Source organism: Brevibacterium aurantiacum, assembly GCF_007558825.1.
Classification (GTDB): Bacteria; Actinomycetota; Actinomycetes; order Actinomycetales; family Brevibacteriaceae; genus Brevibacterium; species Brevibacterium aurantiacum_A.
This window is the reverse complement of sequence record NZ_VLTK01000004.1, coordinates 465,053-491,325: the sequence shown is the minus strand read 5'-3', so window position 1 is coordinate 491,325 and position 26,273 is coordinate 465,053. Positions and strand designations below refer to the sequence as shown.

The 26,273-nt window shown below is 64.0% G+C and carries 22 protein-coding genes and 1 riboswitch; of the genes, 14 read left to right on the top strand and 8 right to left on the bottom strand.

Annotated features, from left to right (window positions below; translation table 11 throughout):
* The first annotated feature begins 33 nt into the window (after nucleotides 1-33).
* Complete coding sequence (locus FO013_RS09615) at nucleotides 34-981, top strand: EamA family transporter (protein WP_143922301.1); 948 nt, start codon at nucleotides 34-36, stop codon at nucleotides 979-981.
* A gap of 130 nt (nucleotides 982-1,111) precedes the next feature.
* Nucleotides 1,112-2,299 (top strand): aminotransferase-like domain-containing protein, encoded by a 1,188-nt coding sequence (locus FO013_RS09610; protein WP_143922300.1) that lies wholly within the window; start codon nucleotides 1,112-1,114, stop codon nucleotides 2,297-2,299.
* A gap of 50 nt (nucleotides 2,300-2,349) precedes the next feature.
* Here the strand turns inward: FO013_RS09610 and FO013_RS09605 are convergent, their stop codons facing one another.
* Entirely contained in the window at nucleotides 2,350-3,249 is a 900-nt protein-coding gene (locus tag FO013_RS09605; protein WP_143922369.1) for an AraC family transcriptional regulator, read from the bottom strand.
* Between the two features lie 178 nt (nucleotides 3,250-3,427).
* Between FO013_RS09605 and FO013_RS09600 the strand changes: the two genes are divergently transcribed.
* Entirely contained in the window at nucleotides 3,428-4,408 is a 981-nt protein-coding gene (locus FO013_RS09600) for a DMT family transporter (RefSeq protein WP_260848074.1), read from the top strand.
* On the opposite strand, the gene FO013_RS09595 is transcribed toward FO013_RS09600, so the two are convergent.
* The 4 genes from FO013_RS09595 to FO013_RS09580 all read right to left on the bottom strand — a co-directional run bounded on the left by FO013_RS09595 (nucleotide 4,380) and on the right by FO013_RS09580 (nucleotide 8,396).
* The gene (locus FO013_RS09595; protein WP_143922299.1) at nucleotides 4,380-5,858 is read right to left on the bottom strand and encodes a phytoene desaturase family protein; all 1,479 of its coding nucleotides are present in this window, start codon (nucleotides 5,856-5,858) and stop codon (nucleotides 4,380-4,382) included. The genes FO013_RS09600 and FO013_RS09595 overlap by 29 nt on opposite strands.
* Nucleotides 5,855-6,550, bottom strand: a complete 696-nt coding sequence (locus tag FO013_RS09590) for a nucleoside/nucleotide kinase family protein (protein WP_143922298.1) — start codon at nucleotides 6,548-6,550, stop codon at nucleotides 5,855-5,857. The genes FO013_RS09595 and FO013_RS09590 overlap by 4 nt, the downstream gene beginning before the upstream one ends.
* Nucleotides 6,550-7,539, bottom strand: a complete 990-nt coding sequence (locus FO013_RS09585; protein ID WP_143922297.1) for an ATP-grasp domain-containing protein — start codon at nucleotides 7,537-7,539, stop codon at nucleotides 6,550-6,552. Before FO013_RS09585 ends, FO013_RS09590 begins: the two co-directional genes overlap by 1 nt.
* A 134-nt stretch (nucleotides 7,540-7,673) precedes the next feature.
* A complete protein-coding gene (locus FO013_RS09580) occupies nucleotides 7,674-8,396 on the bottom strand; it encodes a TenA family protein (RefSeq protein WP_143922296.1) in 723 nt (240 codons plus the stop codon).
* Nucleotides 8,396-8,501: riboswitch (TPP riboswitch) on the bottom strand. It overlaps the preceding gene by 1 nt.
* 34 nt (nucleotides 8,502-8,535) lie before the next feature.
* Between FO013_RS09580 and FO013_RS09575 the strand changes: the two genes are divergently transcribed.
* From FO013_RS09575 to FO013_RS09560, 4 genes are all read left to right on the top strand, one after another.
* The gene (locus FO013_RS09575; protein WP_143922295.1) at nucleotides 8,536-8,898 is read left to right on the top strand and encodes a VOC family protein; all 363 of its coding nucleotides are present in this window, start codon (nucleotides 8,536-8,538) and stop codon (nucleotides 8,896-8,898) included.
* 38 nt (nucleotides 8,899-8,936) lie between these two features.
* Nucleotides 8,937-9,452 (top strand): HutD family protein, encoded by a 516-nt coding sequence (locus FO013_RS09570; RefSeq protein WP_143922294.1) that lies wholly within the window; start codon nucleotides 8,937-8,939, stop codon nucleotides 9,450-9,452.
* A gap of 213 nt (nucleotides 9,453-9,665) precedes the next feature.
* Nucleotides 9,666-11,066: a hypothetical protein gene (locus FO013_RS09565; RefSeq protein WP_143922293.1), complete on the top strand. Its 1,401-nt coding sequence runs from the start codon at nucleotides 9,666-9,668 to the stop codon at nucleotides 11,064-11,066.
* A 227-nt stretch (nucleotides 11,067-11,293) separates the two neighbouring features.
* Nucleotides 11,294-12,781: a catalase gene (locus tag FO013_RS09560; protein WP_143922292.1), complete on the top strand. Its 1,488-nt coding sequence runs from the start codon at nucleotides 11,294-11,296 to the stop codon at nucleotides 12,779-12,781.
* A gap of 143 nt (nucleotides 12,782-12,924) precedes the next feature.
* On the opposite strand, the gene FO013_RS09555 is transcribed toward FO013_RS09560, so the two are convergent.
* A complete protein-coding gene (locus FO013_RS09555; RefSeq protein WP_143922291.1) occupies nucleotides 12,925-14,535 on the bottom strand; it encodes an amino acid permease in 1,611 nt (536 codons plus the stop codon).
* Between the two features lie 476 nt (nucleotides 14,536-15,011).
* Between FO013_RS09555 and FO013_RS09550 the strand changes: the two genes are divergently transcribed.
* The 5 genes from FO013_RS09550 to FO013_RS09530 all read left to right on the top strand — a co-directional run bounded on the left by FO013_RS09550 (nucleotide 15,012) and on the right by FO013_RS09530 (nucleotide 20,168).
* Nucleotides 15,012-16,376: a glutamine synthetase family protein gene (locus tag FO013_RS09550; RefSeq protein WP_143922290.1), complete on the top strand. Its 1,365-nt coding sequence runs from the start codon at nucleotides 15,012-15,014 to the stop codon at nucleotides 16,374-16,376.
* Nucleotides 16,357-17,175, top strand: coding sequence for a gamma-glutamyl-gamma-aminobutyrate hydrolase family protein (locus FO013_RS09545; protein ID WP_260848073.1), 819 nt, complete (start codon nucleotides 16,357-16,359; stop codon nucleotides 17,173-17,175). The genes FO013_RS09550 and FO013_RS09545 overlap by 20 nt, the downstream gene beginning before the upstream one ends.
* Entirely contained in the window at nucleotides 17,172-18,524 is a 1,353-nt protein-coding gene (locus FO013_RS09540) for an aldehyde dehydrogenase family protein (RefSeq protein WP_143922289.1), read from the top strand. Before FO013_RS09545 ends, FO013_RS09540 begins: the two co-directional genes overlap by 4 nt.
* 64 nt (nucleotides 18,525-18,588) lie before the next feature.
* Entirely contained in the window at nucleotides 18,589-19,392 is an 804-nt protein-coding gene (locus FO013_RS09535; RefSeq protein ID WP_143922288.1) for a 3-oxoacyl-ACP reductase, read from the top strand.
* A gap of 11 nt (nucleotides 19,393-19,403) precedes the next feature.
* Nucleotides 19,404-20,168, top strand: coding sequence for a FadR/GntR family transcriptional regulator (locus FO013_RS09530; protein ID WP_143922287.1), 765 nt, complete (start codon nucleotides 19,404-19,406; stop codon nucleotides 20,166-20,168).
* Between the two features lie 23 nt (nucleotides 20,169-20,191).
* Here FO013_RS09530 and FO013_RS09525 read toward each other — a convergent pair whose 3' ends face one another.
* On the bottom strand, nucleotides 20,192-22,138 hold the full coding sequence (locus FO013_RS09525; protein ID WP_143922286.1) for an aconitate hydratase: 1,947 nt from the start codon (nucleotides 22,136-22,138) through the stop codon (nucleotides 20,192-20,194).
* A gap of 145 nt (nucleotides 22,139-22,283) precedes the next feature.
* Here FO013_RS09525 and FO013_RS09520 point away from each other — a divergent pair, with 145 nt between their 5' ends.
* Nucleotides 22,284-23,129 (top strand): DNA-formamidopyrimidine glycosylase family protein, encoded by an 846-nt coding sequence (locus FO013_RS09520; protein ID WP_143922285.1) that lies wholly within the window; start codon nucleotides 22,284-22,286, stop codon nucleotides 23,127-23,129.
* A 23-nt stretch (nucleotides 23,130-23,152) separates the two neighbouring features.
* Here the strand turns inward: FO013_RS09520 and FO013_RS09515 are convergent, their stop codons facing one another.
* The gene (locus FO013_RS09515) at nucleotides 23,153-23,641 is read right to left on the bottom strand and encodes an Lrp/AsnC family transcriptional regulator (protein WP_143922284.1); all 489 of its coding nucleotides are present in this window, start codon (nucleotides 23,639-23,641) and stop codon (nucleotides 23,153-23,155) included.
* A gap of 272 nt (nucleotides 23,642-23,913) precedes the next feature.
* On the opposite strand from FO013_RS09515, the gene FO013_RS09510 reads away from it, so the two are divergent.
* On the top strand, nucleotides 23,914-26,259 hold the full coding sequence (locus FO013_RS09510) for a transketolase-like TK C-terminal-containing protein (protein WP_143922283.1): 2,346 nt from the start codon (nucleotides 23,914-23,916) through the stop codon (nucleotides 26,257-26,259).
* Nucleotides 26,260-26,273: the final 14 nt, after the last annotated feature.

The window sequence follows — 26,273 nt, the reverse complement described above, 5'->3', positions numbered from 1 at the left end:
GTATTAACTGTCTGGCGACTCGAGAATGAAGTCATGTCATTCAAACACTGTTTGCTCGCCGCCTCGGTGGCCGTGATGTGGGGACTGAACTTCCTGGCGATCGACTTCTCGCTCGAACAGTTTCCGCCCTTCTTCCTCGTCGCCCTGCGCTTCGCCGTACTGGCCATTCCGGCGCTGCTGTTCGTGCCGAAGCCAGACGTGAAGCTTCGCTGGATCGTGGGCTACGGGATGGGGTTCGGACTCCTGCAGTTCCTGTTCCTCTACTGGGCGATGGCGGCGGGGATGCCTGCGGGGCTGGCCTCACTCGTGCTCCAGGCTTCGGGACCGTTCACGGTGCTGCTGGGGATGACGGTCCTGCGAGAGCGGGTCCGCGGATCACAGATGGCGTTCCTCATCGTGGCCATGGCCGGGCTCAGCGTCGTGGGCTGGCAGAGACTGGACTCGAGCGCGAGCTTCCTGCCGTTCCTGTTGACTCTCGCCGGTGCCTTCGGGTGGGCGGTCGGCAACATCTGCAACCGTCAGGCGCACTCGGTCGAGCCGGTGAAGTTCACGATGTGGATGTCGGTGGTTCCGCCGGTGCCGATGCTCCTTCTTGCCCTGGTTGTCGAAGGGCCAGGCACTATCGGCCAGTCGCTGACGACGCTCATGACTCCCACTGGATGGCTGGGCCTCGCGGGACTCGCCTATACCGTTGTCATCGCGACCATCCTCGGTTCTGGCATCTGGTCGTGGCTGATGTCGCGCAACCCCGCCGGAGTTGTCGCACCTTTCTCGATGCTCGTCCCCATCGTCGGTATGAGTGGCGCGTGGTTCGTTCTCGGCGAGACGGTGTCACTGGGGGAGATGTGCGGAGCTGTGCTGGTCATCATCGGCGTCCTCGGGGCAGGCATGCGTGCGGCGATAGGACCGAAGATCCGCGCCGAGGTGGTGCCCACAGGCGTCGAAGACGTGGCCGACGTCCCCGCGGGGACGCGATGTTGACCAGAGACCGCCAAACGGACACAGTTCATGGCGCGGATGATTCGACGCTACGATCACTTCACCACCAGCGGTGAGTCGCGGAAACAAGGCAGAACGATCGCGCTCGCAAATATTTCTCAAAGGAGAAGCAGTGTCATCGAAGTTCGCCGATCGCATCGCTCGCGTTCAGCCGTCCGCTATCCGTGAGCTGCTCAAATACGGTGACGATCCTTCCATCACCTCTTTCGGCGGCGGGTACCCGGATGCCGCACTCTTTCCCGCGGCCGAACTCCAGCAGATCTACACCGAGATCCTGGGCAAGGAGAGTGCGACCGCACTGCAGTACACCGCCTCGGCGGGACTGCCCGGATTGCGGGGCCAGATCGCCGAACGCATGTCGAGCGCGGGTTCGGCGACGGATGCTGACGATGTTCTCATCCTCCACGGCGCCCAGCAGGGCCTGGACCTGGTGGCGAAGCTGCTCATCAACCCGGGCGATGTCATCGTCACGGAGAACCCGACCTTCCTCGGTGCCCTCATCGCCTTCAACCCCTGCCAGCCCGAGTACGCCGCCGTTGACATGGACTCCGAGGGCATGGACGTCGACGCCCTTGAGACGACCCTGGCCACGACCGAGAACATCAAGTTCATCTACGTCATCCCCGACTTCCAGAACCCGACCGGTGTCAGCCTCAGCCTCGAACGCCGGAGGCGCATCATCGAGCTGGCCAACGAATACGACGTTCTCGTGCTTGAGGATTCGCCCTACCGTGAGCTGCGCTTCGAGGGCGAAGCGCTGCCGACCCTGACCTCACTCGACACCGAGCACCGGGTCATCCACCTCGGCAGCTTCTCAAAGATCCTCGCCCCCGGAGTGCGGCTGGGCTGGGTGAGCGCGGCACCGGAGATCCTCGACAAGCTCGGTCTGCTCAAGCTCGCCGCCGACACCCAGTCGTCCACGCTGAACATGACAGCGGTGACGCGATTCCTCGACACCTTCGATATTGATGCCCACGTCTCAGCGATGCGTGGGGTCTACCGCGCCAAGCGCGACCTCATGGTATCGACGATGACCGAACATTTCCCCGCCGAGGTGACCGTGACCAGGCCCGAAGGTGGGCTCTTCACCTGGGTGACCTTCCCCGAAGGCTTCGACGCGACCGCATTCATGGCCGAACATGCCCTGCCCGAGGCGAGGGTCGCCTACGTTCCAGGTGGGTCGTTCTTCCCCACCGAACAACGCAGCAACTATGCCCGGTTCAGCTACTCGGGTCAGTCCGATGATGAGATGGTCGATGCCCTGACTCGGCTGGGCGCGATCCTCAACGAACACATCTGAGCGAGAACCACGAGGTGACGGCGGACGCTGCTTTGGGCAGTGGCATCGTGTCACGCGCGTTCGATCGGCAGCCAGAGCTCGGTGGTGGCCGTGCTGAGGTCCGCTGCCCGGTCGATGATCGCAACGATCGAGGGCCCGGGCCGCAGCTGCCACGGATTCGACGGAAACCACTCAGTTGCCGTCGCCGCCCAGGTCGTCTGCAGTGCTTCGGGAAAGCGGCCGGCAGTGGTGAAGACCGCCCAAGTTCCCGCCTCGACGTCAATGACGTCGAGGTCCTCAGGCGCCGAATCGGGTGTCCCGACCGCGACGCCGTGCAGGTAGGTGAGCTCGGTGCCTTCCCGGTAGTCCGGGTCGACATCGGCTGTGACCTGAAGCAGTCCGGTGGGCTCTGCATCGCTGAGGGATTTGAGGCGAGCGTGCTCATCCGCAGGCAGAGATTCGATGTGCTCGCGGATGTGCGGGTTCTCTCCCTCGTGGATGAGGGGCACACGCTTGGCGTAGCCGATGAGTGAGAACGCCGGTTTGTCGGTGATTCGAGTGTCCATGGAAGAACTCCCTTCGATCGTCAGGCGGAACCTGATTGTTGATTGACTGCGAAGGGGGCCACCGTCGCGCCGAACCGCTGACGGGCTCACTCCGTGGACGGAGTGGAACGCTCGCCCGAAGGCCTCAGCCGATCCGTATCCGAAGCGGACCGCGATGCCCAACAGGCCCCGGCCGGCCGCCACATCGGCGGCAGCCACGGTCATCCGGCGACGTCGAACGTATTCCGACAGCGACATCCCTGCCAGGGACGAGAACATGCGCCGCAGATGGTATTCGCTCGTGCCGAGTGTCCGCGCCAACGATTCGACATCGAGATGCGAAACCCCTTCGGCTCCGACAGTGCTGCCGGTATCGGCGAGGTCCGACTCGATGAGGTCGATGAGCGTATTGAGTTCAGCGATCACAGTGTCTCCCTTCACTCATCAATGGTTCCGCGCAGGCGGTGTGTACCGCCCGACAATCTCTGCCCGATTCAATCATGTGCGCGTTCGTGAGTCAGCACAGAGGTGCACCCCACTGCCGAACTGGTCGCTTCACCCCACGAGCGGTGCCAAATCGCCTCCGTGGGCATAGTGTCGTCTCATGGCCGTCATACCCAGGGCCGCTCCAACGCCGGAGCCGCCGACCGCGCTCGCCGTCTCGGCGGTGCTCGCGGGTGCCCTGTGCCTGTCGATCTCGGCGATCTTGGTCAAGCTCGCGGGCGTGGATGCGGCGACGACGGCCGTGCTGCGGTGTGCGATCGCCGTCATCGCCCTCGTGCCCCTGGCTCTGTTCGAGCGCCGACGCCACGGTGGGCTCTCTCGAGCAGGGATCCTCTGGGCGATCGCGGCCGGCATCGCGCTGGGCATCGACTACATTGCGTGGACGGCGTCGATCTACCTCGTGGGCGCGGGCGTCTCGACCGTGCTCGTCAATGTCCAGGTCATCGTCCTGCCATTGCTCGCGCTGCTCGTCGATCGTGAGCGTGTGAGCGCACGTTTCCTCATCGCACTTCCGCTGATGCTCATCGGCGTCGGCCTGGTGGGAGGAATCGTCACGCTGACCGAGGTGGGGGACAGTGCCGTCCTCGGCACCGTTCTCGGTCTGATCGCGGGTATCGGCTACGGGGTGTACATGTTCCTCACCCGCCGTGGGACCAGGCGTAAGGCCGAGGGGACACTTCAGCCGTTGGCCTGGGCGACAGCCTCGGCGGCGGTGACCTCGGCGATCATCGCGCAGTTCACTGGCGGCCTCCACCTCACCGGGATCGGCCCGAAGTCATGGATGTATCTCATTGCCTTGGCTCTGCTCGGGCAAGTGGTTGCGTGGCTGCTCATCAACAGGGGCAGCGTCCGACTGGTGCCGACGATGACGGCGAGTCTGCTGCTCATCCAGCCCGTGCTCGCACTCGTGCTCGCGGCGCTCATCCTCGGCGAAATGCTCACCCTGGGGCAGGCGATCGGTGCGGGCCTCGTTGTTCTCGCGGTGGCCGTGGCCAACGGGGTGTGGCGACTGCGGAGGAGGTCCCACGCCGCTCGGCGTCCAGGGGACGAGCTCAGGGCGCCAGGCTCGGCGCCGCTGTGATTGAGAATCGTGTCTTCAGCGCTCGCTGGGCGGCGAACCAGCCGTTCATGCCGTGCACGCCGGGTGCCGGTGGGGTCGCTGCCGAACACAGGTAGGCGCCGGGGACGCCGAGGCTGTAGTTGTCCCAGCTCGTGCGCGGCCGGGCCATCATTCGGTAGAAGGAGACGAGCCCGGTGGCGATGTCGCCGCCGATATAGTTCTGGTTGTGGCCCGCCATCTCGGATGCGGGGATCGAGTTGTAGGTGACGATGGTGTCGCGGAAGCCGGGGGCGAAACGTTCCATCTGCCTGATGATGTACTCGGCCGGATCGATCGGGCAGTCGAAGGGTACGTGGCAATAAGTCCACAGCGGCCGCAGACCATTCACCTCACGTGATGGGTCGAACACGGTTGGGTCGGAGACCAAACAGACAGGGTCGGCCGGCATGCGTCCGGCAATGACGTCGGCCTCGGCGGCGGCCATCTGCGCCCGAGTTCCACCGACATGGATGGTGCCGGCGCGGTTGATGTTGGGATCGGCCCAGGGCACGGGCCCGTTGAGGACGAAGTCGACCTTGGCTGCGGCATTGCCCTGCTTGAAGCTGCGCAGCGATTTGTCGACCTTTGCCGGGAGGAGGCCGGAGAAGATCTGAGCCGCATTCAGCGCCGAGGTGTCGAGGAGATAGGCCCGGGCGGGCGGCATATCGGAGACGTGATCGATGCGCGCATTCGTCGTCATTGTGCCGCCATGGGCCTCGAGGTCGGCGACCATGGCGTCGATGATCGCCTGCGAACCACCCACAGGGGATGGCCAGCCACCGGCGTGGGCAATGGTCGAGAGCATGGTGGCCGTGGCGGCCGTGCCCATGGCTGGCAGCCCGCCGATTGCGTGCGCGGCAACACCGGTGAACAGCGACTGAGACGTCTCATGTGAGAGCGGAATGTTCCAAGCCGGGCTTGCCTGGGACAGCAGCCGCAGTCCGAATTTCACCACATTGGCGATCCCGGGAACATCGCGCAGGGTCTCCGGAACGGAGCGTTTGTCACCGAGGGAGAGCCAGATCGCGTCATCGACACGTTCGAGGAGCGGGGCGAAGAACCGTCGCCATTCGGGTCCGGCCGCGCCGAGGTGGTCGACCGTAGTTTCGAGATCGTGGAATGCCAGCGCAGCGGGCTGACTGTCCAATGGTTGGGCGTAGGAGACCTCTGGAGTGGTGAATTGAAGCCCCCGAGCACGCAGGTCGAAGTCGACGAAGAAGGGACTCGAGATCGCCAAGGGGTGCACGGCAGAGCAGATGTCGTGGGTGATGCCCGGAGCCAGGCCCAGGTCAAGGGTGCGGGCGCCACCGCCGATGGTCGACTGGGCCTCGTACACCTGCACGGACAGACCCGCTCGAGCCATGGTCACGGCGGCGGCCATGCCGTTGGGGCCGGATCCGACGACGACGGCGTCTACCTCAGCGTTGCTCATGGGTTCAGTCTAGGGGAGAGGGGAGACGACCCCGGTGTGCGGATGCCTCTGATCGCGGGATGAGCCAGATCTTCGTTGTCGAGGACCCACGTGGCGTGGTCCCAGGGCGAACATTGCGCGAAATAGAGTCGCTGTCCGCCGACATAACGATGGTTGGACTGCGCCTCGGGATCAGAATCGAACTGCCCGGCGAAGCGTGAGTTCCCACGAGGGACAGACACCGTGAAGGGAACCTGCACCCACAGACTTGCATCCCACAGGTCTCGAAGTTCGGGCCGGTGGAGAAAAATCCCATCCACGAGGAGGACGCAGTCCTCTGGCAGGGAGACTTGTTTCGGTAAGACGGCTAGGTCGGCATCAACATTCCAGACCGCTGGCGTGATCGACAGACCATGTCTGAACGGAGTCACGACGGACCGAATGAAGGCATCGTAGTCATAGGAATCCCGATAAAAGGGATCGGGGCCCTGGCCGTTCGCGTACCGAACCGAGCGGGGTTGATGGAATCCGTCGATGCTCAGTGACGAAATGGGGCGCAATCCGTCCTGGTCAGCCACCTCAACGAGTTCTTCGGCCAAGACTGTTTTGCCTGCACCGTCGAGTCCATCAATGGCGACAAGAGCTCGTTTGCCTATATTGACCTCGCGCAGCAGTGAGAGCAGTTGGTGGAGAACCACGCGACGGTCAGGCATCAAGTGTGGGACACAGAGATCGCGGCGATCTCAGCGGCTATGTACTCGGCGATCCGGTCCGCGGCAGCGGTGCGCCCGGTCGTGCGCTCGCCATCTTCGACGCTCGGGTTGTAGTTCGTGTTGGTGTTGATGTCGTAGACGACCTGGCGGCCATCGGCAGTCTCGATGAACTCAATTCCAGCGATGTCGATGTGCAGTTCGGTCAGGAGCATCTCCAACCTGCCGATGAGGGGCGTGCGCGCGGTGATGTCCTCACGCACGGAGAACGGGTCGAGTGGTGCCGCAGGCGCGGAGGGGACCTCGCATGCCTCGGCGGGGCACAGTTCGAAGGACCCATCGGAGACATCGACTCGCACCGCATAGTGGAACCGGCCGCCGATGAACTCGGCACGGGTGACGAACGGCTGCGCAGGCCGCACATATTCCTGGACCAGTGTGATTCCGTCGATCGGCTCGTTTGCACCACCCACGGCGAAGTCACTCGCAGCCGCATCGAGTTCGGCATGAGACTCGAAAAGGCGCACGCCGAGTCCCTTGCCGCCCTGGTTGTGCTTGGTGATGAAGGGTGGGACGAAATCGCGTGCCGCCGTGGACAGCGCAGCACTGCCGAAGACCGCCGAGGTGCGCGGGGTGTCGAAGTCGCGCATGGCGAGCTCGCGGTTTTGGCGGATTTTGCTCACTTCGAGCTCGTAGACGTCTGCGCCGTTGATGACGGTGCGTCCTGCTGTCTGGAGCCAGGCGAGCACCGCACGCCCGTAGTCCTTGACGTGCGGATCCGTGCGAGTGTGCGCCGAAGCGGACAGCCGCGACCAGAACAGGCCCTGCGGCGGCTCTGTGGTGAGATCGATCGAGACTTCAGGCAGCAGCCATTCGACGAAGGGGATGTCTGATCGATCGAGGGCCTGCGCAAACGGCGCGATCCATTCGGGATTGTCATGAATGATGTAGACCGCCGGAACGTCCGTGACGGGAAGCAGCTGTGTACTCATCTGTATTACCTCGCATCCTGCAGCGACGGCGGAGTGCGACTGGACGCACCCGCACACCTGTTCTGCTCAACAATCCTAATCCGAGCGACCTCGTTGAGGCGAGGCACGCAGAATATGAGCCGAGCGCTTCAGCTTCACCGGCTATCGTTCTCAGCGTACGCCTCGTCGAAGAATGCCAGTTCGAGGTCGACGCCACGGTGCCAGATGTGAGTCAGTCGGCCTCGCACCGCGGTGGATTCTGCGTCCTCGCCGGTGGGGAATACCCGCTCAAGTTCGTCGACGAGAAACTGCACCCAGGCCCGGAAGGCGTCACCGCGGTGCAGGTCGATCCACCCGGAATGGACCTGTCGTGGAGGCATCGGATCCGAGCGCACGCCCCAATCGAGGTAGAGCCACTCGGCGATGACGAGCACGACGAGCAGTTCTGCGTAGGATGCCGAGACGACGGCTTCGTCCATGAGGTCACGGAAGTCCTCGGTCGGCTCAGCCAGCTGGGGGTCAGCGTAGTCGGCGGCGGGGACACCCACCTCGGCGAAGGCCATGAGGAAGTACGAATCCTCGTCGGCTTCGAGGAAGCCGAGCTGCTTGGCGAATCGCAGCTTGGGCCCGAGCGCATCGCCGTGAGCGACGCACGCGCCGAGCATCGAGAGGAACGATTCGAAGAACTGGTAGTCCTGGACCAGGTACCGACTCATCACGGAGTCATCGACCGTGCCGGCGAACAGTTCGGTGACGAACCTGTGCCCGACTGCGGCCTCCCAGGTTGGAGCCGTTTGCGCTCTCAGGGTCGCAACGAGCCCCTCTGGGGTCAGCCGAATGCCGCTGGTGGTCGTGTGTTTCGTGTCGACATCGGTCATCAGTGTCCGAGCTCACTTCCTCCGCCGGTGCTGACCGGATCAGGTTCGAAGGGTCTGCTTGCGCACTCTCAGCGCCAATCTCATAGCGCTCCCCTGTGGTGTTTCGAGCCTAGCATCGAAAGGCGCGTAGACTTCCAGCATGGCAATCGCAAAGCAGCCCGTCGTCGTTCTCGACGCTCCTGACGCACGCGAACTCGCGGAGTTCTATGGTCAGCTCCTCGACTGGCAGGTCAGAGTCGATGACGACGGCACCTGGGCAGAGATCACATCCGATTCCTGGCCGCCGATCTGCTTCCAGCAGGTCGAGGACTACCACGCACCCAGCTGGCCGGGCCAGGCCCACCCGCAGCAGATGCACCTCGACGTCGTCGTCGATGACCTTGATGTCGCCGAGACGGCCGTGGTCGAACTCGGTGCAGGAAAGGCGGCAGAACAGCCGGGTGAGACCTTCCGCGTCTTCTTGGACCCTGCCGGCCACCCGTTCTGTCTCGTGCTGAACTGAGGTTCTGGCCGGTGCAGACGCGGCACTAGAGTGATCACATGCGCGTGATCACCTCATTCGATGACCTCGAACCGGTCCCATGGGCCAATGGTGCGGGGGAGACGACCGAGCTCGTCTCGCTCACCGAATCCCAGAATCTGACCCCGAGTCGATTACGGTGGCGCCTGAGCATCGCGCGTCTGGACCGTCCGGCTGCGTTCTCCCCATTGCCGGGCTTGGCACGCACGTTCCTTCCTATCGGCGCCGAGGTTGTCCTCGAGATCGACGGACAGGTGCACCGCGTCGCCCACGCTGAACCTCAGAGATTCCGTGGGGACCAGATTGTCTCCCTCCTCGAACTGGGCGCACCGTGCTTCGCCCTCAACCTCATGGTCGAGTCGGACGACGGGGCAGAATCGGAACACGTCGGGTTGGAGATGTCGACGCGAAACACCGGTTCCGACCTGTTTGCAGTGACCTTGGAATCGGGTGCCGGCTACCCGAGATTCCAGGTGCTGGAACTCGAGGAGTCGGACGTACTTCCGGATCACCTCGACGTGGCCATCCTGCGCTGAGACGGCGGTCCTGGCAGAGGCCGAATTCGGACCTGCGAGTATCCTGCCAAGCGCATGTCCTGCGCGTCACACAAATCCGCATCGTTGCAGGTCAAACGCAATGAGGGCGGTGGCTTCTCACAGTGTTGTCCCAGCTTCTGAGGGCGCGGGTCAGGAACTCCGAAAATGGACGGCCCATACTGAACTCAGAGACCAGCCATCGGAGGTATTTTGGTGTCGAATCAGAATGAGTCAGGCAGACTGAACGGGCAGAACGTCGCAGCGTCCGATCAGGACAGATCAGCATCGGGAGGCGGCGGACCCGAAACGACCGTGCAGGCATCACAGACCCTGCCTCTGATCACCGAAGAACTCGCCGCCACACACGCCAGGAACACCCAGTCGACACCGACGACGACCTCGCACGTGACCACGCCGGTGATGCCGCCGAATCCGATCCGACGCGAAGAACAGCCGGTGCCAGCGAGGTCGGCGACTCGGATGATGCAGGAGAACACCACTGCCGTCGGTGAATCGACTGACGTCGTCGAGAACGCGAAAGGCGACGTCGGTGAGAAGAAGGAGAAGAGCGAGAGCAGAGTCTCGGCGACCCAGCTCGTCGCCGGTGCCGCAGCCGCAGCTACCTCCTCGGTCATCGGCGGGCAGCTGGGCGTGGCCGGAACGGTCGTCGGTGCAGGAGTCGCGAGCATCATCACCGGACTCGCGGTGACGCTCTATACCAGCAGCCTCGACAAGGGCAAAGAGAAGATCAAAGAAGTCGGCACGAAGCTCGCCCCGGCAGTGAAGGCGAAGTCAATCGGTGCCAAGACCCAGCGATCCTCTGCTGTCTCGTCAACCGGACCCTCCCGCACCACCAGCACCTTCGGGAGCCTGAGCGACGAGGCGGACTTCGCCACGACCGTCGACGCCCCGTCAGCGCAGCACCCGTCACCCGATACCACCGATGCGGCCAACGATGAACCGAAATCGTGGTGGCAGAAGCTGCGCCGCAAACGCGTCCTCTACCCGGTGGCTATCGGGGTGGCGACATTCGGAATCGGGCTGGGTGCCGTGGTCATGGCCGAATCATTCACTGCCGCCGATATCTCGCCAGGGACCTCACAGATCTCACGGTCAGTGACCGGAGATTCCGGCACCGGGGATGACTCCGAAACATCGCACGACGGCGGCGGCACTGCCGAATCCAGCTCTTCCGGGGACGACTCCCAACCCGGCCAGAACCCGAATCAGGGTAGCGGAACCGAGAGCTCGACGACGAGCGAAGGACAGTCCACCTCGGCGAACGAGGGCAGCTCCACCACCTCCTCGACTGCAGATCAGACGGGGACCGACCAGGGTACCGATGTCAGTTCGACCACAACCACCGGCGACGAGACCGCAGGAGCCGCCAGCGATTCGAGCGGATCCAGCAGTGCCGAAGCGGACACCTCGGGCGGGGGCACAACTTCGACGGACGGGAGCTCGAGTTCCGGCTCGCAGGGCGGAGCAGGCAGCTCTGGCTCCGGCAGTTCGAGTGGAGGATCCAGCTCCGGCGGAGGCTCGGGTGACGGTGTGGGCAGCGGTTCCGGCTCGAGCTCTGCAGGCGGTGGAAGCACCGCGACTGCCGAAGGCTGAGGGGCAGGAATATTGAACAGGGTGGCCTTGGTTGTACCGAGCAGGGAACCTGGATAGCGTGAAAATCGGTTGCGCCAGTCTTTAGCACGCTGCCAGGAACTCGATATCAGGGGAGCCGTGATCGGCCTTCGCTTCATCGCATACAGGCGAGCGATGTTCGTCCTATGATGGTTGAAGTGGACCGGGAAGTATGACTCCCCGTCGCTCAATCGGTTGAAGGAGAAGCAATGACCAAACACGCTGATCATGAACATCCAGGATTCGACGGTACGAAGCCCTCGACGACCGAATCAGGTGCCCCACGAGAGTCCGACGCTCACTCGCTGAGCGTCGGAGCAGACGGCCCGCTCCTTCTCCACGATGTTGCACTCGTTGAGAAGCTGGCCCGGTTCGACCGCGAACGCGTTCCCGAGCGCAGCCCGCACGCCAAGGGATCCGGTGCCTTCGGTGAACTGGAGATCACTGCAGACGTCTCCGCCTACACCCGGGCGAAGTTCCTGCAGCAGGGCGCCAAGACCCCGATGCTCGCACGGTTCTCCACCGTCGCCGGTGAGCTGGGCTCACCAGACTCTTGGCGCGACGTGCGCGGATTCGCTCTCAAGTTCTACACTGAAGACGGAAACTTCGACATGGTGGGCAACAACACCCCCGTGTTCTTCGTTCGCGACCCCATGAAGTTCCCCGACTTCATCCACTCGCAGAAGCGCACCCCCGATTCGGGACTGCGCAGCAACAACATGCAGTGGGACTTCTGGTCGCTCTCGCCGGAATCGGCACACCAGGTCACCTACCTGATGGGACCGCGTGGCCTGCCCAGGACTTGGCGGAACATGAACGGCTACTCCTCGCACACCTACTTGTGGGCGAACGAAGCCGGCGAACGCTTCTGGGTCCAGTACCACTTCCACACCGATCAGGGCGTGGAGAACATGAGCAACGAAGAGGCCGGCCAGCTCGCAGGCGAAGACGCCGACATCCATCGTCGCGACCTGTTCGACGCGATCGAACGCGGCGACTACCCGTCGTGGACCGTCCACGTCCAGATCATGCCGTACGAAGAGGCCAAGACCTACCGCTTCAATCCCTTCGACCTCACCAAGACGTGGTCGAAGAAGGACTACCCGCTCATGGAGATCGGCAAGTTCACGCTCAACAAGAACCCGTCGAACCACTTCGCGCAGATCGAGCAGGCCGCATTCAGCCCCTCGAACACCGTGCCGGGCACGGGAATCTCGCCCGACAAGATGCTCATGGGCCGTGTCTTCTCCTACCCGGACGCACAGCGGAACCGCATCGGCACGAACTTTAATCAGCTGCCGGTCAACGCACCCATCACGAAGACCAATTCCTATGACAAGGAAGGTCAGATGGAGTACCACCACTCAGGTGATGCTCCTGTCTACGCACCGAACTCCTACAGCAGGTCCTACCAGGCCGAGGAGACTCAGGTCGAAGCACGCTGGGAAGCAGATGGTGAACTGGTCCGCAGCGCCGCCACTCTCCACGCAGAGGACGACGACTTCGGTCAGGCACACACCCTGATCCGCGAGGTCTACTCCGAAGAGGAGCGCCAGGGCCTCATCGAAACCGTCGTCGGTGCGCTCAAGGACGGCGTGGAAGAGCCCGTGCTGACCAACACCTTCCAGTACTGGCGCAATATCGACACCGAGGTGGGCCAGGCGATCGAGGACAAGTACAGGTCCGAGACCGCGTAAGTCGCGAGTTGGTGCGGGCATCGGCACAGCACTGATGCCCTGACCGATTGTCCGAGAATTCAGAAACTCTCCGGGTGCTGAGCAATCATGACAGGTTGCCGAGCACCCGGAGAGTTTCTCTGTGACTGGTCCGGCCTGCGCGCTCAGTCGTCGATCTCGTCGAGAAGCTTCTTCTCGTCGATGGCCAGCTGCTCCTTGTCGAGGTGCTGCATGAAGTGCTTCTTGCCTCGGGCATACCAGAGCACAACGCTGAGGACGAGCACAGCAAGGACCGCGATGGGGGAGTAGTTGAAGGTCGAGATGGTGATCGGCAGAGTCGGTGGCAGCACGAACAGGATGCAGATGAAGATCACCCAGACGACGGCGATCCACCCGATGACTGCGCTCCACCGTCCCAGATTCCACGGACCCGGCTTGAACGAATCGCCCTTGAGTCGGCGCAGCAGCACGGGTGCCACGTAGGCGATGTAGAGCCCGATCACCGCCACACTCGTCACCGCCAGATAAGCGGTCTCATTGAAGAGTGCCGGAACTGTCAGGATTGAGGACAGCACAATGCACAGCCAGATCGAGTTCGTGGGTGTGCCGGTGCGTGGGTTGACCTTCTTCCAGTATTTGGATCCGGGGATCGCATCGTCGCGGGAGAATGCGTAGCTCATCCGCGAGTTCGCCGTCACCGAGGCCATGCCGCAGAAGAACTGGGCGCCGCAGACGATGAAGAGCAGGAACTTCGCCATCGTCGGGTTGTTCAGGGCATCAAGGAACACCTGCGCTGGCGGCAGGCCAGTTGCTGTGGCGTTGAGAGCGGTGAGCCCGGCTTCAGAGCCGTCTTGGATCGCGGCCGTGATCGAGTACAGCAGGATCCAGCCGCCGATGATCGAGATCAGGACGCTCATGACGATGCCCTTGGGCGCTGCGGTCGAAGCGTTCTTGGTCTCCTCGGCCACGTGCGCCGAAGCGTCATAGCCGGTGTAGGTGTACTGAGCCATGAGCAGACCCATGAGGAAGACGAACGGCATGAACGTGAACCCGGTTTCGTTGTGCCAGGCCGTCATGGTCCAGCTGAACGACTGGTGCTTCGTGGGCATGATCCACAAGGCTGCGACGATGACGAGCACACCGACGATGTGCCACCAGGCAGAGACGCCGGAGAGCAGGTTGACCAGATTGACGCCGAAGGTGTTGAGGAGACCATGCAGGGTGATGATGACGAGGAACAGGATGAAGGTGTTGAGCGCAGTGGGCACGACCCCGAAGGTCAGTGCTGCAAAGGCCATCATGGTCGTGGCAGCGCCGAAGTCGATGGCTGCGGTCACCGCCACCTCGCCGAGGAAGTTGAACCATCCTACGTACCAGGCCCAATGTCGCTTGTTGCGTTTGGCCAGGCGACCGGCCCAGAAGTACAGGCCACCTGCCGTGGGGTACTTCGAGCAGACTTCGGCCATGGCCAGTGCCACGCAGAGGACGAAGATGCCGACCAGAGGCCACCCGATCGTGATCGCTGCCGGGCCGCCCGATCCCAGCGCAATGCTGTAGGAGGTGATGCAGCCGGCGAGGATCGAGATGATGGAGAAGGAGACCGCGAAGTTGCCGAAGCCCGACATGCCGCGCTTGAGCTCCTGTTTGTAGCCGAGCTCGGCAAGACTGGCCTCGTCAGCGCTGAGGGCCGGGGCTGCGGCCTCGCGAGGGACCGTGCCATCGTGCGGTGTCGGCCCGGAAGCCGGATCGTTGGGTGGAGAGGATTCATTGCTCATGGAGAACACCGTTCTTCTCGAAATGATTGCGTCCGCTGGCGGGCTCGGTCGTCGCTGACCGATCGGCATCGTCGGAATCCGGCCGTTGAGCAGACACCGACGCCGATGCAGACACGTGCACGTTCGTGTGGAACACGAGCGTGGAACGCCTGCGGACGTCTCATAACTAGTGCGTGATGCAGTTCACAACTCTGTATTGTCGTTGAGCTTGTCACCGTGCAAATGGTTTGTCAATAGGTATTTATGCAGACCTCAAAGCCTCATTCTCCTCAATTTGGACCCAGCTATTGCGCATAAATGGTTCGGTGGCATACCTTAATTAGGAGAGTTTTCCTGAACCGCTGCGAGCCGCCGACCCTGCAAACCACCGCTGCCGCACAGCACCAGCCCCGCAACGATGCGTGACCACCGTAGGGATGCAGTCCGTCGCAAGGATGCGAACACATCGCCTGGGTGGGCTACCGAGAAGAGGAATCATGAGCGTGACTTCATCAGATATGACCATGGAACAGCTGCAGGCAGAGATTGCCGCCGGCCGCGTTGACACAGTGCTCGTCGCCGCCACAGACATGCAGGGCCGACTCCAAGGCAAGAGGATCACGGCCCGATTCTTCATCGATGAGGTGATGGACCACGGCACTGAAGGCTGTAACTATATGATGGCCACCGATGTTGAGATGAACACCATCGACGGGTACGAACTCACCTCCTGGGAGCGCGGGTACGGCGATCTCATGTTTGTTCCCGACTATTCAACCCTGCGCCGCATCCCCTGGCACCCTGCGACCGTGATGGTGCAATGCGATCTGGCATTCATCGACGGCTCACCACTGAGCGTCTCCCCACGTCAAGTCCTCAAGGCTCAACTGGAACGACTCGAGAAGCTGGGCTATTCGCCCATCGGTGCCACAGAACTCGAATTCGCCCTCTACAACACCGGCTACCGTGAGGCGATGGCAAAGGACTACCGCAATCTCGAAGCCGCCAGCACCTACAACATCGACTATTCCCTCTTCGGCACCGGCCAGGTCGAAGGCTACCTGCGTCGTCTGCGCAACGAGATGGACGAGGCCGGCCTCTACACCGAAAGCGCGAAGGGCGAATGCAACCTCGGCCAGCTCGAAGTCGGCTTCCGCTACACCGACATGCTCGCCACCTGCGACAACCACGTGGTCTACAAACTCGGTGCGAAGGAGATCGCAGACCAAGAGGGTAAGTCGGTGACCTTCATGGCCAAACCCAACGACCGCGAAGGCAACTCCTGCCACATCCACATGAGCCTGCGCGACACGGACGGCACACCGGTATTCCCCACCGGCCACGGCACAGAGATGTCAGAGACGATGAAGCACTTCGTCGCCGGAGTAGTCGCCACTCAACATGACTTCACCTACCTCTACGCCCCGAACGTCAATTCCTACAAACGCTTCGCCGACGGCTCCTTCGCACCCACCGCAGTGGGCTGGGGGTGGGACAACCGAACCTGTGCCGTGCGGATCGTCGGCCACGGCCCCGCTCTGCGCTTCGAACAGCGAGTCCCGGGTGCCGACGCGAACCCCTACCTTGCCAGTGCAGCCCTCATCGCGGCCGGAATCCACGGAATCGAGAACCAACTCGAACTGCCCGAGGCGCTCGCCGGCAACGCCTATACCCAGAATGCCCCGACCATCCCACGCCGCCTCCACGATGCCGTGGCGGCCTTCGAATCCTCCGAGGTCGCCCGCCATGCCTTCGGCGACGAGGTCGTGAACCACTACACCCACGCCGGTCGCGTGGAGATGACGGCCTTCGACGCCGCAGTCACCGATTGGGAGGTCCGGCGTGGCTTCGAACGACTCTGACTCGGCGCTCGGCAACGCGGCCCTCGACCCGACGATGCGCCGCCCGCTCATCGGCCTGCCCACTTACTACGGCCGCGGCCAGTTCGGAGTCTGGGACAGGGACGCGGCGTTCCTGCCCAGCGTCTACGTCACCGCTGTGACCCGAGCTGGTGGCAGAGTCGTCCTCCTGCCCCCGGAAGACCCCTGGACTCTGAACGAGGTGGCCGAACTCGACGGCATCATCCTCACCGGCGGTGACGACGTCGACCCCGCACTCTACGATGCGCAGGCCCACCCTCGCACCCAGGTGCCCAACGTGCGTCGCGACTCCTTCGAGACCTCCCTGTACCGTCATGCCCGCTCCGCGAATGTGCCGGTCTTCGCGATCTGCCGCGGCGCGCAGATCGTCAACACCGTCCACCGCGGCTCCCTGCACCAGCACCTGCCCGATGTCGGCGGCTACGGTGCTCATGAGGCAGAGAAGAAGGACGAATTCGCCGAGGTGGCCGTGAGAATCGTACCCGACACCGCCGTATCCGATCTGCTCGGAACCGGTGCCACGGTCAGGTGCCATCATCACCAGGCCATCGACCGCCTCGGCGATGGACTGATCGTGAGCGCACGCTCCGAGGACGGCTGCATTGAGGCCCTCGAGACTCCGGACGGGTCGATGCTCGCTGTTCAGTGGCACCCCGAGGAGACCTTGGAGGATCTGCGGCTGTTCGCAGGCCTTGTGGCGGCTGCGACCCAGCGCATGAGCACACCACGGACGACACCCGAAACCGCGACACCCGAGACGAATGCGGAGGCCCACCGATGACCGAAGTGATCAACCCCGCGACCGAGGCACTCATCACCTCGGTCGATGCCCACAGCGCCGAGGCGACGAAGGACGCGATCGGCCGTTCCGCCGAGGCCTTCGCTCGGTGGCGGGCCACGGCGCCGGCCGAGCGGGCCGAACTGCTGCGCGCCTTCGCCCGCGCCGTCGATGCCGACATTGAGAACCTTGCCGCGCTCGAGGTTGCCGAGGCCGGGCACACCATCGGCAATGCCCGGGGTGAGGCCGGGAACGTCCGCGATGTCCTCAACTACTTCGCCGGCGGAGTCGAGCGCCACCTCGGCGATCAGATTCCCGTGGCCGGGGGAGTGAACATCACGTTCAACGAACCGCTCGGGGTCGTCGGAATCATCGTGCCGTGGAACTTCCCGATGCCGATCGCCGGCTGGGGCTTCGCACCGGCGCTCGCCGCGGGCAATACCGTGGTCCTCAAACCCGCCGAGCTGACCCCGCTGACGGCGATCCGCCTCGGCGAATTGGCCCTGCAGGCAGGGCTCCCCGCCGATGTCTTCCAGGTCATCCCCGGCAAAGGATCCGTCGTCGGCCAGACCTTCACCGATGATCCCAGGGTTGCGAAGATCGTCTTCACCGGCTCGAGCGCGGTGGGCGAGGCGATCATGGCCGACGCGGCGAAGACGATGAAACGGACAACGCTGGAACTCGGCGGCAAGTCCGCGAACATCGTCTTCGACGACGCCGACCTCGAACTCGCCGCGGCCACCGCACCCTACGGCGTCTTCGACAATGCCGGCCAGGACTGCTGCGCCCGCTCGCGCATCCTCGTCCACGACTCTGTCTTCGACCGCTTCCTGGAACTCCTCGAACCAGCGGTCTCCGGAGTGGTCGTCACCGATCCCAGCCTCGAGGAGGCAGAGATGGGACCGCTCATCTCCGCAGGCCACCACGAGAGCGTGGCCGGATTCCTCGACGGAGTGGACATCGCGTTCACCGGCAGCGCACCCGAGGGTCCCGGGTACTGGATGGCGCCGACGGTCGTGCTGCCGACGTCACCGCGTGATCGCATCGTCACCGAGGAGGTATTCGGGCCCGTCGTGACCGTGCAGCGTTTCCGCGACGAAGCAGAGGCGATCACCATGGCCAATGATTCGCCCTACGGCCTGTCGGGATCGATCTGGACGCGCGATGTCGGTCGCGGACTGCGGGTCGCTCGCGGCGTGGACTCGGGGGCGCTGTCGCTGAACTCCCATTCCGCGGTGCGCTATTCGACCCCCTTCGGCGGGTTCAAACGCTCCGGCATCGGCCGCGAACTCGGACCTCACGCGATGGACTCATTCACCGAGACGAAGAACCTCTTCATCGCCACGGACTGAGCGACCGGCCACCGCAACCAACTACCCACCCACGCGAACACCACCAGCAGGCAAAGGACACACCATGACCGAGACAGCAGCGACGGACTCGACCCAGATCATCTGCCGGCGCCTCCCGGGGCGAACCGCAGTCGTCACCGGAGGTGCCAGCGGCATCGGGTTGGCCACTGCGAAGCGCCTCGCCTCCGAAGGCGCGAACGTCGTCATCGCCGACACCAACGCAGATTCGGGGACAGCCGCCGCCGAGGCGGTTGGGGGACTCTTCGTTTCCACCGACGTCACCGATGCTGACCAGGTGGAGCATCTGTTCCAGACGGCCTTCGACACCTACGGCAGCGTGGATGTCGCCTTCAACAATGCAGGAGTCTCCCCACCGGCGGACGCCTCGATCACGGAGACCAGCCTCGACGTGTGGCGCAAGGTCCAGGACATCAACCTGACGTCTGTGTATCTGTGCTCCCAGGCAGCCCTGAAGCACATGCGCAGGCAGGGACGCGGCTCGATCATCAACACGGCCTCGTTCGTGGCGCTGATGGGATCGGCGACCTCCCAGATCTCCTACACCGCATCGAAGGGCGGTGTGCTGGCCATGTCGCGGGAACTCGGCGTGGAGTTCGCGAAGGAAGGCATCCGCGTCAACGCCCTGTGCCCGGGACCGGTCAACACCGAGCTGCTCCGGGAACTCTTCGCCAAGGACCCGGAGATGGCGGCCAGACGCCTGGTGCACGTGCCGATGGGACGCTTCGCCGAGGCTGACGAGATGGCTGCCGCCGTGGCCTTCCTGGCCAGCGATGATGCCTCGTTCGTCACCGCACAGTCGTTCACCGTCGACGGGGGACTGACCAACGCCTACACGACCCCGCTGTGAGTGGCGATGGCATGACGGCAAGCCAGGCCGCGGGCAGCCAGGTGACTGCGCTGCGGGCGATCGCTCCCGCTCGCTCGGGCAACATCTTCGAGGAGACGATCGAATGCCTGCTCCAGATCATCCGTCTCGGAATCATTCCGCCAGGTCAGCACTTCCCACCCGAACGCGAGCTCGCTGAGCAGCTGCGGGTCTCCCGGGCGACCCTGCGTGAGGCGATCTCGGAGCTGCAGACCGCCGGCTGGGTCAATGTCCGACGAGGTCGTGGTGGCGGAACGTTCGTCTCCCGCACTCCCGCAGGCGGCTGGGCGCCCAATCCGACTCATGACGCTGACACCGGCCTCGGGTCCGGGTTCTCCGCAGCTGAGGTCGAAGACACCCTGACCTGGCGTCGTGTGATCGAGATGGGAGTCGCCGAGGTGGCTGCCGGGCAGGATCTCACCGCACCCCAACGAGGTCAGCTGGCTGGAGCCATGGACGCCAGTCGGCAGTCGAGCCTGGCCGAGTACCGGCGTTTGGACTCCCAGCTGCACCTGACCTGGGCGCAGGTGACAGGGTCAGCGAGCCTCGTGCGCTCGATGGTCGAGAGTCGGACCCGGGCGAACAAACTGCTCGAGCGGATCCCGATGATCGAACCCAATCTGGCCCATTCGCACGAACAGCATCAACGGGTCCACAACGCGATCCTCGCCGGAGACGCAGCCGCGGCCCGCACAGCCATGGCCGAGCATCTCGACGGCACCGCCGCATTGCTGCGCGGCTTCCTCGCCGAGCCCTGATCACGAGTGGTCTCGAGCCGAGCTCAGATCTTCCGGGCCGCCTCCTGCTGGGCGCGTTGGGCGATGCGACCTCCGGCCAGGACCATCTCGACCTGCCGGGGCGAGAGCGTATGGCGGAATTCGAACTGTCGTCGGCCCACCTCGGCGCTCACGGTCCTGCCGTCGGTCAGCTGATCGCGCAGTCCCCGGAACTCGAGGACATCACCCTGGGACAGGGACTCGTAGTCGTTCTCATCTGAGAATTCGAGGGCGAGGACGCCGAAGTTCGCGAGGTTCTGCCAGTGGATGCGCGCCAGGGATTTGGCGACGACGATGCGCAGTCCCAGATAGCGCGGGGCGATCACGGCGTGCTCACGCGATGAGCCCTGGCCGTAGTTCTCCCCGCCGATGATCGCATGGCCGCCGGCATGCCCCGCTGCACGTTCGGCGTAGCTCGGATCGACCTGGATGTAGACGAACTCGGAGATCTTGGGAATGTTGCTCCGATAGGGCAGGACTCGGGAGCCGGCGGGCATGATCTCGTCGGTGGAGACGTTGTCGCCGACCTTGAGCATGATCTCGAGATCGATGTCCTCGGGCAGCGGATCGAAGTCAGGCAATGAGGAGATGTTCGACCCTTTGACCAACTCGACCTGCCGCGCCTCTTCGAGTGGAAGCGGTGGGACCAGCATCGACCGATTGGCGGAGAACTTCTCCGGCAACTTGACCTGCGGATACTCGATGCCCAGCTCGCGAGGGTCCGTGATCTTGCCCGTCAGTGCTGCGGCCACGGCAGTCTCCGGAGAGCACAGCCACACAGCGTCTTCGTCGGTGCCCGAGCGACCGGGGAAGTTCCGCGGCATGGTGCGCAGGCTGTTGCGGCCCACGGCCGGGGCCTGGCCCATGCCGATGCAGCCCATGCAGCCCGACTGGTGGATGCGGGCGCCGGACCCGACCAGCGAGGTCAGCCAACCGCCGGCGATGAGGTCGGCGAGGATCTCTCGCGATGTCGGGTTGACGTCGAGTGAGATCTGCTCGTGGATGCGGCGACCTTCGAGTGCCTCGGCGACGACGGCGAAGTCCCGCAGCCCCGGGTTGGCCGAGGAACCGATGACGACTTGGAAGACGTCCTCACCAGCAGCCTCACGCACGGGGCGGACATTGCCCGGCGAAGAGGGTGCGGCGATGAGCGGTTCGAGCTGCGAGAGGTCGATGGCGTCGTGGAGATCGTACTGCGCGCCCTCGTCTGCTTCGATCCGAGTGAAGTCCTCGCCCCGGTCGCTGGCTTCGAGGAAGTCCCGGACCGCGTCGTCGGCGGGGAAGACCGTGGCCGTGGCGCCGAGTTCGGCACCCATGTTCGCAATCACGTGGCGGTCCATCGCGGTGAGGTCTTTGAGGCCCTCACCGTAGTACTCGATGATCTTGCCGACCCCGCCCTTGACGCCGTGACGGCGCAGCATCTCGAGGATGACGTCCTTGGCCGAGACCCACGGCGGCAGTGTGCCGGTGAGCTCGACGCCCATGATCTGGGGCGCGCTGATGTAGAGCGGTTCGCCGACCATTGACATCGCGATCTCGAGACCGCCGACGCCGATGGCCAGCATTCCCAGGGCACCGGCCGCGCAGGTGTGGGAGTCCGAGCCGATGAGGGTGGCGCCGGGTTTGCCGAACCGCGACTGGTGAACCGGGTGGGAGACACCGTTGCCGGCGGGGGAGAACCACAGGCCGAATCGCTGCGCAGCAGAGCGCAGGAACATATGGTCTTCCGGGTTCTTCTCATCGGTCTGCAGAAGGTTGTGGTCGACGTACTGGACGGAGGTCTCTGTGCGGATCCGGTCGATGCCCAGCGCTTCGAGCTCGAGCATCACCAGCGTTCCCGTCGCGTCCTGAGTCAGCGTCTGATCGATGCGGACCCCGATCTCGTTTCCGGGCTCAAGTGTCCCGGATTCCAGATGTGAGCCGATGAGCTTCTGAGCGACATTCTCAGCCATCGTCACCCTCCTGATGAAGTGGTCGAATTGCTGGCGCAGCACGCTCTCACGTGGTCTGTCCACGGTAGTCCTCGTTCAGGAAACTCACAAGGGCGGTTTTTCCGAGAGCAGTGCGGCCCCGCGCGCGAGGGCGCATACTGGACCCATGCCGGAATTGCCCGAGGTCGACGCACTCGTCCACTTCGTGGGCTCCCGTATCGTCGGGGACTTCATCACCCGAACCGATATCGGTGAGCTGAGCATCCTCAAGACGGCCGATCCGCCCTTGGAGGCGATCAGCGGGCTCGAGATCAGCGGTGCCTCCCGGGTGGGCAAGGCCCTCATCATCGAGTTCGACGGACTCGACCTGATGTGTCGTTTCGCCCGCGCAGGATGGTTGATCTGGCACGATCAAGTGCCCACCGGGCCGGTGAGGATGGGTAAGGGGCCGCTGGGCCTGCGCGTCCACTTGGCTTCCGGTGCCGGCTTCGACATCAGCGAAGCGGGAACGAAGAAGAACGCCTCGGTGGCTCTCGTCCATGACCGCATCGAGGTTCCGGCTATCGCGAATACCGGCCCCGATGCCCTGTCCATCGATGACGACCAGTTCGCCGCGTTGCTCGCGGACTCGAGCTCAAGGATCAAGACCGTGCTCGAGGATCAGCAGCTCATCGCCGGCATCGGCAACGCCTACTCCGACGAGATCCTCCACACGGCCAAGCTCTCTCCCTTCGCCCCGGCCGACGGTGTCGATGCGCAGGCGCTGCTCGAGGTGATCCGTGGGGTTCTCGGCGCTGCCCGCGAGGCGCTGAACAACCTGTCGCCGGCGAAGGTCAAGACAATGAAGAAGCGCGGGCTTCGGGTCCACGGTCGAACCGGTCAGACCTGCCCGGTGTGCGGTTCGACCATCGCCGAGGTCTCCTATGCCGACAAGTCACTGCAGTACTGCCCCGGTTGTCAGACCGGCGGGAAGAAGCTCAGCGATCGCCGTATGGACCGACTGCTCAAATAGCTGCGGACTCCTGAGATGTTGGCTCAGCCGTTCTCGACTGTCCTCTGGAGCAGGGGAGTGACGCGGTATTCGACCATCTGCTTCATCGACACGAGGGTGCGTGTGCGTTTGACGCCGGGAGTTCCGAGGATCTGCCCGGCGACGCGATAGAGGTCATCGGTGTCTCGGGCGACGATCTGGATGAGGGTATCGGCTGTTCCGCTGACGCCGATGACCTCGAGAACTTCGGGGATCCGGCTCAGCGCCGCACCGACCTCGTCGAGTCGTGACTGTTTGAGGTTGGCCAGCACATGTGCCCGGATCGGATAGCCGAGCCCAGACGTGTCGACACGATGTCCGAACGGGTGCAGCCCCTCGGACTCGAGCCTGCCCAGCCGTGCCTGAGCGGTGTTCCTGGCCACCTGCAGGCGATGGGCCAGTCCCGCGATCGTCGCTCGCGGCTCGCGGATGAGTTCGAGGAGGATCCTCGCATCCAGCACATCTGCGATTCGTCGCCGTCGTCCCTCGGTCATGACACCACCATCTTTCCTCAGCGAAATGCTCACCAGCTGCTCAATTCTATAACCCTAGACTGAGCATTCTGCTCAATTTCGAATAGACATATTGAGCACTCCGATCAGACCTGCTTGGATCGTTGTGAGTCGGACCGGATCTGGACCGACCTGCGGTTCGACATACACCGTCGGCACCCCTCGGGCGTAACTGCCCTGCGTGCGCCGGTCCATTCGCCCAACGGCGACATGGACCGGCGCACGCGCCAGACAGTTCATTCAAGGAGGAATACGTGTCCGACCGCTCTGCTCTCGAGGCCCTCGATGAGATCCATGACCGCATCCTGTGGCTTTCGACCTCGATCATCCACCACGCCAACCGAGTCCGGCCCAGCCTGAGCGGCCTCAAAGTGGGCGGCCATCAGGCCTCATGCGCATCGATCGCCTCGATCATGACCGCGCTGTGGTTCCACGAACTTCGGGCCGAGGACCGCGTGAGCATCAAACCGCATGCTGGTCCCGTGTGGCATGCCATCAACTATCTCTTCGGGGAACTCGATGACGAGCAGATGACGACGCTGCGGGAGTTCGGCGGCCTCCAGAGTTACCCGAGTCGCACAAAGGACCCGGTCCCGGCCGACTATTCGACGGGATCAGTGGGCATCGGTGCCACTGCCCCGATCTGGGGAGCCGTTGCCCGCCGCTACGTCGACTCCAGCCTGCGCGACATCGGCACCGGACGCCAGTATTCACTCGTCGGCGATGCCGAACTCGACGAAGGAGCCGTCTGGGAAGCCGTCAACGATCCCGGAGTCAAGCATCTCGGCGAAATCGTGTGGATCATCGACCTCAACCGGCAGTCGCTTGACCGCGTCGTCCCCGACATCGCCGCCGGACGGATCGAGGCGACGTTCGAGGCCGCCGGGTGGCAGGTCATCACGGTGAAGTTCGGGCGTCTGCTCGAAGATCTCTTCGCACGTGAGGGCGGGGACGCGCTGCGCCGGCGCATCCTCACGATGTCCAACCCCGAGTATCAGCGGATCCTGCGTTGCAGCGCCGATGAACTGCGCACTCGTCTGCCCGGAGAAGGAGGAAGCGACGGCGACGGTGACAGCGAGAGCCCTCAAGCGCTTCATGCCCTCATCTCCGATCTCGACGATGCCACGCTCCTGGCCGCGATCAGGAACCTCGGCGGTCATGACATTCCGACCCTGCTCGAGGCCTTCGCACAGATCGACGACTCTCGTCCCACCGCGGTCATCGCCTACACGATCAAGGGATTCGGGCTGCCGAGCTCCGGTCATCCCCAGAATCACTCGGCGCTCATCGACGCGGCCGAGTACTCGGCATTGGCCGAGCTCAGCGGCCAGGATCCGCAGTCACCGTGGTCGCGGTTCGACCCCGACACCCCCGCCGGTCGAGTCGTGGCCGAGGCCGCACAGCGACTGACCCGCCCCGAATTCGCGCCCGCCGCACCGGTCGAGCTTCCCCGCGACCTGGAACGGAGGCACAAAGGGACCTCGTCCTCGCAGTCGGCGCTCGGTCGGGTCCTCATGGACCTCAGTCGGCAATCGCCGGAGACAGCCCGCCGAGTCGTGACCGTCAGTCCCGATGTGTCATCGACGACCAACCTCGGCGGATGGGTCAACAAGGTCGGTGTGTGGAGCGCGGATGCGGCCCAGAACTGGTTCGCCGACGATGCGGAGACGATCCTGCAGTGGAACGAATCGGCACAGGGCCAACACATGGAGCTCGGCATCGCCGAGACCAACCTCGTCGGACTTCTCGGCGAATTGGGTGCGACGTGGAGCCGCTGGGGCGAGCCGCTGTTCCCGATCGGGGTGATGTACGACCCGTTCGTCAATCGTGCGCTTGAACCGTGGACATTCGGCATCTATGCCGGTGGCCAGTCGATCCTCGTCGGCACTCCATCCGGAGTGACGCTGGCACCGGAAGGTGGGGCGCACCAGTCGATCACCACTCCGTCGACGGGCATCGAGGTGCCGGGGCTGGTCACGTATGAGCCGGCCTTCGCGCAGGACGTCGAATGGTCGCTGCTGCACGCGATGTCGCTCATAGGAAAGCCTGGCGGCGAGTCGGCCTACCTGCGCCTGTCCACCCGCGCCGTCGACCAGAGTTTGGCCCGCGTTCCCGCGGATCCTGCCGCACGGGAGCGTCGCCGGCAGCAGGTCATCGCCGGGGCCTACCGGCTCAGATCCTCGACCCGACCGGTTGTGCAGCTCGTCGGAATGGGCGCGCTCATGACCGAGGTGCTCGCGGCCGCCGATCGACTCGCGGAGATGGGAATTGAGGCCGAGGTCGTGTGCGTGACGAGCCCCGGACTGCTCTACCGTGCACTGAGATCCGGGCAGCGCCGTTCGCCGGCGCTGGGGTCCGCTGGTGGGAGTGGATGGATCCTTGATCAGGTGTTCCCTGCCTCGAACGCGGTTCCCATGGTCACGGTCCTCGACGGCCACCCGCACACGCTGTCATTCCTCGCGACGATCAATCAGGTCGAACATGTGGCGCTGGGCGTGAGCACCTTCGGACAGTCGGGCGACATAGACGACGTCTACCGCTATCACGGGATCGACACCGAATCGATCGTCTTCGCGGCCCTCGACGCAGTCCGCAGCTGAGCAGCACCTCCGCA